Genomic DNA, 4,152 nt, shown 5'->3' with positions numbered 1-4,152 from the left:
GCGGCGCTCGTCCGGATCGGTCACGCCTCCGATTCTTCCCCACCGCCCTCCGGAGGCGCAGACAGGTCCCGACGTGAGATGTGACCCATGGTGCTCACGGTACGAAACGCACCTCGAACATGGTGGGCCAGTACTTGCCGGTGACGAGGAACCGATCGGTGCCCGGCACCTGCGCGATCCCGTTGAGGACGTCGATCTCCGCGCGTTGCTCGTCGGTGAGCGCGTCGCGCAGGGCACCGGCGTCGATGGTCGCGGTCACCCGCCCGGAGCCCGGGTCGATGCGCACGATCCGGTCGGTCTGCCACACGTTCGCGTAGACGGACCCGTCCACGGCGCACTCGAGCTCGTTGAGGTTGTCGATCTCGCGGCCGTCGACGCGCACGGTCGTGCTGCCGAGCACGTCGAAGGTCACCGGATCCCGGAACGTCAGTGTCGACGAACCGTCGCTCATCACCAGACGGTCCCCGGCCGCGCACACGCCCCAGCCCTGGCCGTCGTACTCGACGTGGTCGCGGGCTGCCAGCGTGTCGCGGTCGCGGGCGATGGCCACCCCGTCCTTCCAGGTCAGCTGCCACACCGTGTCCCCGGCCACGGTGATGCCCTCACCGAACATGTCGTCGGGAACCGGCACCCGCGTGCGTTCGACGCCTGTGTCGAGGGCCCGCGCCGACAGGTACGACCGGCCGCTCCGGCCCGTGCCCTCGAGCAGTTCGCCGTCGGAGATCTCGAGGCCCTGGGTGAACGCTTCGGGATCGTGCGGCCGGGTCGCGACGATCTCGACGCGCAGCCGGTCGGCGGGCGGACCGGGGTCGGGAACGGGTTCGTCACCGCACCCGGCGAGGATTCCGGCGGCGAGCAGTGCGGTGGCCGGGGCGAGGACACCGGCGGTTCGGATCGGCCCGGGGAGTTTGCTGCCCTGTCGCGGTCGCACCCAGCCATCATCGCAGTCGTCGGCCGCCGTCCCGGCGGCCAAGGGGCGCGCTCCCGTTCGGGTGCGGCAGAATGGGTGCCGTGAGTGCTGTGTCTTCTGCTGATGCCCCCAGCGCGGAAAGCTCCGCCGAGGCTGTGCGACCTGTCCTCGCCGATGCGGTCGACATCGCCCGCGCGGCTCTCGACGAGCTCGGCGAAGGCGGGATCGGCCCGCATCTGGGTGTGACCGCGGAGAACGACTGCGCGGCCACCCACCGTTTCGTCGCCCACCTGCCCGGTTATCGCGGTTGGCAGTGGGCGGTCGTCGTGGCTGCCGCTCCGGAGTCCGATCACGTCACGGTCAGCGAACTGGCGTTGCTGCCCGGTCCCGACGCGCTGATCGCACCCGAATGGCTTCCGTGGAGCGAGCGGATCCGCCCCGGCGACCTCGGTCCCGGCGACCTGCTGGCCCCCGCCCCCGGCGATCCCCGTCTGGTGCCGGGATACGTCGAGTCCGGCGACCCCGAGGTCGACGAAACCGCACTCGAGATCGGCCTCGGCCGCCGCCAGGTGATGAGCCTGGAAGGTCGCCTCGACGCGGCCCAGCGCTGGTTCGAGGCATACGGGCCGGACACCGAGATGGCGAAGGCCGCGCCGTCGACCTGCATGCTGTGCGGGTTCTACCTGCCGCTCGCCGGGTCGCTGCACGCGGCGTTCGGGGTCTGCGGAAACGAGTTCGCCGCGGACGGGCACGTCGTGCACGCGCAGTACGGCTGCGGTGCACATTCGGACACCACCCTTCCGACCGGTGCGGGTTCGCCCCGCTTCGACGCGTTCGACGACGCGGCGGTGGAGATCATCGCGATCGCCGCTCCGGCAGAGTCGGACACCGCCGCTCCGGCAGGGTCGGACACCGTCGAGGCCGAAGTGCCCGAGCAGCCCGCCGAGCCGACTGTCACCGAGGAGTCGCCCGTCGAGGAGCCGACGGTCACCGACGAGGCACCCGTCGAGGAGCCGACGGTCACCGACGAGGCGACGACCAGCGACGACACCGGCCGGCCGGAACAGACCGACTGACGTGACCCAGGCCGACCCCGCGGACCCGTTCGGTACCGCGGCGCTGCGGGACGGCACGCTGCTCGCGTGGCGGTCGTCGCCCACCCGCCTGCGGGAGGACACCGCCACCGAATCGGACCTCGTCCGGGCCGGCTACCGCGACCGGGTACTCACCGAACTCGCCCAGAACGCCGCCGACGCCGCGACCCGCGCGGCCATCACCGGCGCGATGCGGGTGTGGATCGGCGACGACGGTCTGCACGTCGCGAACACCGGTTCCCCGCTGGACGGCCCCGGCGTGCAGGCGCTGACAGCACTGCGGGCGTCCGCGAAAACCGGGGGAGTCGGACGCTTCGGTGTCGGCTTCACCGCCGTCCTCGCGGTCTCCGACGACATCGAGATCCGGTCCCGGACCGGATCGCTCCGCTTCTCCGCGGAGCGCACCCGCACGGTGTTGCGCGAGCACGACCTGACGCCACCGCGGTCCGGGGTGCCGGTCCTGCGCCTGGCGTGGCCCATCGCCAAACCTCCCGTGTCCGGCTTCGACACCGAGATCGTGCTGCGGTTGCGCCCGGATGTCGACGCGCGGGCCCTGCTCGACGGATTCCGCGCCGAGGCCGCGGAACTGCTGCTGGAACTGCCTGCCCTCGGCTCGATCACGATCGGCGACGACGAACTGACCCGCACCCGCACGGACCTCGGCGGCGGCGTCCACGAGATCGTCGTCGGCGAGCGCCGTTGGTGGGAGGGCGCGGGACCGCACGCGCGCTGGCTGGTTCCCGTCACCGCCGCCGGGGAGATCACGCCCCTCGGCGACGACGTGCTCCGCGCCCCCACCCGGTCCGACGAGGAGCTGTCGCTGCCCGTCCTCGTCGTCGCCGACGTGCCGATGCAGCCGGACCGGCGGAGGCTGCTGCCCGGCGCCCCGCTCGACCGGATCGCCGAGGGCTACGCGCGGTTCGCCGCGGCGCTACCCGCGGATCAGCGGATCGCGCTGGTGCCGGTGCCCGGGTTCGCGCGCAGCGAGGCCGACGGACTGCTCCGGGAGGCCGTGCTCGCGGAACTGCGCACCCACCCGTGGCTTCCCGCCGCGGACGATGGCGACGACCTGGTTCCCGAGCGCGCGACGGCGCTGGACGGACTCACCGACGAACTGGCCGAGGCACTCGCCGACGTCGTGCCCGGTCTCGTGACGCCCGCGCTGTGCGGGCCGCGGTACGCGTCGCTGCTCGCCGCGGTGGACGTGCACCGGATCGGCCCGGCCCGGGTCGCCGAACTGCTCGCCGGACTCGACCGCGACCCGAAGTGGTGGCGCCGGTTGTACGACGCGCTCGAACCGCTCGTCGTGGACGCGGTGGTCGCGGAGGAACTCGCGTCGATTCCGGTGCCGCTGTCGGACGGGCGTCTCGTCACCGGTCCACGCACCACCGTGCTCGGAGCCGATCTGGGGGTGGACGGCCCGCTCGTGCTGCCGTGGGTGCGGCTGGTGCACCCGGACGCCGCTCACCCGTTGCTCGCGCGGCTCGGAGCCGGCACCGTCACCGCCGTCGATCTGCTGTCGGATCCCGCGCTGTTCGCCGCCGTCGAGGACGTCGACCCCGACGACCACGAAGCCGCCGCGGAGCTCGCCGACACGGTGCTGCGGCTCGCCGGGCAGGTTCCCGGCGGCACCCTGCCCCGCGATCTCGGGGCGCTGCTGCTGCCCGACGTCGACGGCGAGCTGGTTCCCGCCGACGAGCTGCTCCTGCCCGGTGCGCCCCTCGCCGAGGTTCTCGTCGACGAATCACCTTTCGGGACAGTCGATTACAAGGTAGTCGACCGGTACGGCGCGGACGCGTTGCGGGCCGTCGGGGTCGGCTGGGGTTTCACCGTGCTGCGCGCGGAGCTGCCCACCGGTCCGGACCACGACCTGCCCGACGAGGAGCAGTGGTGGGACACGGTCGACACCGACCCGGACACCCTCGTCGCGGTCCGCGACCTCGACCTCGTCGACGAAACCCGGTGGGCAAAAGCCCTGTCGCTGCTCGCCGCGGATCCCGACACCGCCGACGCGCTGGCCGACCGTGATGGGTACACCGCGTGGTGGCTGCGTACCTACGCGGTTCTCGGCGGACAGCCGCTGGGACGACTGCGCGCCCCCGACGACGCGACCTTCGAGGGCCTGCTCGATCCCTGCCCGCACCCCGA

At 72.8% G+C, this 4,152-nt stretch carries 3 protein-coding genes; 2 read left to right on the top strand and 1 reads right to left on the bottom strand.

What is annotated here, in order from left to right:
• Nucleotides 1-94 precede the first annotated feature (94 nt).
• Nucleotides 95-931, bottom strand: a complete 837-nt coding sequence (locus ACN675_RS28095; RefSeq protein ID WP_420753939.1) for a glutaminyl-peptide cyclotransferase — start codon at nucleotides 929-931, stop codon at nucleotides 95-97.
• 71 nt (nucleotides 932-1,002) lie between these two features.
• Here ACN675_RS28095 and ACN675_RS28090 point away from each other — a divergent pair, with 71 nt between their 5' ends.
• A complete protein-coding gene (locus ACN675_RS28090; protein ID WP_420753938.1) occupies nucleotides 1,003-1,986 on the top strand; it encodes a DUF3027 domain-containing protein in 984 nt (327 codons plus the stop codon).
• A 1-nt stretch (nucleotide 1,987) separates the two neighbouring features.
• Nucleotides 1,988-4,152, top strand: a 2,165-nt coding sequence (locus ACN675_RS28085; protein WP_420753937.1) for a sacsin N-terminal ATP-binding-like domain-containing protein, incomplete at its 3' end; no start/stop codon positions are given.

Source organism: Rhodococcus sp. O3, from assembly GCF_048897285.1.
In the GTDB taxonomy this organism is placed as follows: Bacteria; Actinomycetota; Actinomycetes; order Mycobacteriales; family Mycobacteriaceae; genus Rhodococcus.
This window is presented reverse-complemented; position numbering and strand designations above follow the sequence as displayed.

Excerpts from the sequence above, each read along its gene's own strand:
- ACN675_RS28090 (WP_420753938.1), top strand. The coding sequence starts at position 1,003 with ATGGGTGCCGTGAGTGCTGTGTCTTCTGCTGATGCCCCCAGCGCGGAA.